Here is a 3210-nt window from a genome sequence, read left to right on the forward strand (position 1 = left end):
CACCTATGGCCAACTACATCGGGTGGATGGCCGAGCAATTGGATGGAAAATCACCTGAATTTGAAGCTGAATTGACCCATCAGATCCGACAAGCTATGGCGGAGCGTTTCCTGCAGGGCCTCGATGCCTTTCCAGGGGCACTCGAATTGCTTACCCGTTTACATCTCCCATTCTGTGTAGCAACCAACGGGCCTCGAGAGAAAGTCGAAATGACATTGGGTTTGGCTGGCCTGAGGCATTTGTTTGGTAACAGGATATTTTCTGCCTATGAGGTTGGTTGTTTTAAACCCGACCCAGGTCTGTTCATTCATGCTGCGGAGGTACTTGGTGTAGAGCCTTGTCGATGCGCTGTTGTGGAAGATAGCTTGCCAGGCATAAAGGCTGGGTTGGCGGCAGGAATGAAAGTGTTTGCACTCCATCCTCGCGAAACGACCTCACCCGAATTGGCTGCACATATTTATTTTATTGACAGCCTATCTGAATTTGACCGACTGCTTCATATGTGACAAAGAAGAAGCTTGTCCGAAAAATGTATGTATGGGTTGGATGAGGTAGCCTGAAATTCATAGACATAGATGGTTGCCAGGACAGGTCAATACACCAACGACAGAACTCCAATTACAGCGGCCAGTTGTGCTAACGAATTGATATTGCGTGCGCCCCATCATCCGGGCTTGCGCTCGAAGTGCGTGGTAATTAGCGTGCAAAACTTTCCAGGTTTCCGGGGTGAACAGCGTCCAATAGTTTCCACCTCGGGTTGTGCAACCATCCGGTCTTTTAGCCGGAGAAACCTGGGGTGTTATCCATGGACATCATTGCCGAAATCCGGCGCCGTCATCTGGTCAGTGGCGAGAGCATCAGTTCCATCGCTCGCAGCCTGAATCTTTCCCGTCCCACCGTTCGCAAACATCTGCAAACCACATCCGAACCCGTCTACCAACGTCAGGTCCAGCCCGTTCCCAAATTGGGCGATTTCCAGGGCATGCTGGAATCTTGGCTTAAGGCAGAGCAATCCTTGCCCAAGTCACAACGCCGCACCGCACAACGATTATTTGAAGGCCTGCAAGCCGAAGGTTATCGCGGCGCGTATGACAGCGTGCAGCGCTTTGTGAAACGCTGGAAGACACAGTCATCCCGGCCATCCTCGACCCAAGCCTTTGTGCCACTACGCTTTGCGCCGGGCGAGGTTTGTCAGTTCGACTGGAGCCACGAACTGGTCGAGATCGCCGGTATGCCGCAGACGCTCAAGGTGGCGCACTTTCGTTTGGTCCACAGCCGCCAGATGTTTGTGGTGGCCTATCCACGCGAGACACAGGAGATGGTCTTCGATGCGCACAATCGCGCCTTTGCCTTCTTTGGCGGCGTGCCACTGCGCATGGTTTATGACAACTTGAAGGCCGTCGTCCAAACCATCCTGTCCGGCAAAGAACGTCAATTCAATCCACGCTTTATGGCGCTGGCGAATCACTACCTGTTCGAGCCAGTCGCCTGCACGCCGGCGTCCGGCTGGGAGAAGGGCCAAGTCGAGAATCAGGTCGGCAATATCCGCGAATGGCTGTTCACCCCCAAGCCCCGCTTTGCCAGTCTGGCGGAGTTGAACGACTGGCTCGCCTTGCGCTGCCGCGAGTTGGCCGGACGTCGCCACCCCGAATTCGACCGGTCGATTGCCGAGGTCTTTGCCGAAGAGCTGTCCGCACTTCGGCCGATGACTGCGTCATTCGACGGCTATGTCGAAGAAATGGTTCGCGTCTCGAACACCTGCCTAATCCGGGTGGATTACAACCGCTACAGTGTACCGGCCGCCTTTGCCGGTAAAGCGGTCTCCGTGCGGCGCAGCGCCAACCAAGTGCGTGTTGTCTTCGAGCGCGAAGTGATTGCCGCCCACCCACGCCGTTTCGGGCGTGAACAGTTGATTTGTGATCCTTGGCATTACTTGCCGGTACTGGAGAAGAAGCCCGGCGCACTGCGCAATGGCGCGCCGTTTCTGGAGTGGGATTTACCGCAAGCCATTCAGGCGGTGCGTGATCGTTTGTTGAAACAACCCAAGGGTGATCGCGCCTTTGTGGAGTTGCTGCTGATGGCGCGCGAGGTGGGACTGGAACCGTTGCAGGTGGCGTGTGAACTCACGCTGGAATCGGGCGTGATCACTGGTGCGGTGGTGATGAACGAGTTGCGTCGGCTGACAGCGCCGACTCGGCCGGAATCACTTAACTTGCCGGACCGACTACAACTGCGGGCCGAACCACTGGCCGACTGCGCCCGCTATGACATGCTGCGTGGGGGGGCCCATGTCCTGCATTGATCGCGTGGCCCAGCTGAAATCACTGAATCTGTATGGCATGGCAGCTGCTTGGGGGGAATGGCAAGCAGAGAAACCACGACAGCCGGCTGTGCCGGAAGCCTGGCTGGATCGGTTGATTGAAGCCGAACAAAGCGACCGACAAGTACGTAGTTTGCGCTACCAGCTCAAAGCTGCGAAGTTCCCGATCCATCGGGATCTGACCGGTTTCGACTGGGCCGAAACGCCGTTGCCGCAAGCGCAGGTCGAACAGCTGGCGACAGGCAGCTTCATGGAAAGCGCGCATAACCTGATTCTGGTCGGCGGTACTGGAACGGGCAAAACGCATCTGGCGACTGCACTGGGCGTAGCTGCGATTCATCAAGGCAAACGGGTGAGGTTCTTCAATGCGGTCGATCTGGTGAATCAGCTGGAAAAAGAGAAGCAGCAAGGTAAGGCAGGCAATCTGGCCAAACAACTGGTTCAGATCGATGCCGTGATTCTGGATGAACTGGGCTATCTGCCGTTTCCGACATCGGGCGGCGCATTGCTCTTCCACCTGATCAGTCAGCTTTACGAGAAGACCAGCCTAATCATCACGACCAACCTGTCATTCGGGGAGTGGGTGAGCGTCTTCGGCGATGCCAAAATGACCACTGCCTTGCTTGATCGGCTGACGCACCACTGTGAAATCCTGGAAACGGGCAACGACTCCTTCCGTTTCAAACAGCGCAAAAAGCAGGGGAAACCAAGCTGATCAACTGAAAACTCTTGGACGCTGATTGCTGGAAATTATTGGGCGCTGATTGACAGTCTTTCAGCCTAGCGAATAACGATTGACAGCTTACCTGCCCTTCGATAGCGAATTACTAACTCAACGCCCTGTGCTACTAAATGTGGGGGGACGTCGTTAATACCTGCTTTGCACATCA

General features: G+C 55.3%; 3 protein-coding genes. All 3 read left to right on the top strand.

Annotated elements, in window-relative coordinates; all coding sequences use genetic code 11:
- Positions 1-506: HAD-IA family hydrolase (locus Q7J88_RS13395; RefSeq protein ID WP_303722739.1), on the top strand; the 506-nt coding region annotated here is incomplete at its 5' end.
- Positions 507-796: 290 nt separating this feature from the next.
- Positions 797-2302 (top strand): IS21 family transposase, encoded by a 1506-nt coding sequence (gene istA, locus Q7J88_RS13400; protein ID WP_303722740.1) that lies wholly within the window; start codon positions 797-799, stop codon positions 2300-2302.
- Complete coding sequence (gene istB / locus Q7J88_RS13405) at positions 2289-3035, top strand: IS21-like element helper ATPase IstB (protein WP_303722741.1); 747 nt, start codon at positions 2289-2291, stop codon at positions 3033-3035. Before istA ends, istB begins: the two co-directional genes overlap by 14 nt.
- Positions 3036-3210 lie beyond the last annotated feature (175 nt).

The sequence above is a fragment of the Malonomonas rubra genome, from assembly GCF_003247215.1.
In the GTDB taxonomy this organism is placed as follows: Bacteria; Desulfobacterota; Desulfuromonadia; order Desulfuromonadales; family Geopsychrobacteraceae; genus Malonomonas; species Malonomonas rubra_A.

Coding starts and splice junctions, on each gene's coding strand:
- istB (WP_303722741.1), top strand. CDS start 2,289: ATGTCCTGCATTGATCGCGTGGCCCAGCTGAAATCACTGAATCTGTAT.